Here is a 225-nt window from a genome sequence, read left to right as displayed (position 1 = left end):
GGGGCGTTACCCTTGATTTCCTCCAATTCAAAAATTCTCGCTTGTCAAGGTCTGGCGAAGCCAGTTCATTTTAACCTTGACGGGCGGGAATTTTTGAATATCCTTCGCAAGGGGTAACGCCCCCGGCAAGGTGGGCAAGCCACCCACGAAATAACGAAAGGTTGTGTAAATATGAAAGCCGTAATATATGCCCGCTATTCCTCCGACAGCCAGCGCGAAGAAAGT

At 49.3% G+C, this 225-nt stretch carries 1 protein-coding gene; it reads right to left on the bottom strand.

The features are described from left to right. Nucleotides 1-27: 27 nt before the first annotated feature. Nucleotides 28-225: hypothetical protein (locus tag H6B10_RS16605; protein WP_204652478.1), on the bottom strand; the 198-nt coding region annotated here is incomplete at its 5' end.

This window comes from Gemmiger formicilis (genome assembly GCF_016901605.1).
Taxonomy (GTDB): Bacteria; Bacillota; Clostridia; order Oscillospirales; family Ruminococcaceae; genus Gemmiger; species Gemmiger formicilis_B.
Note: the sequence above shows the minus strand (reverse complement) of the source record. Positions and strands in the feature narration are given on the sequence as shown.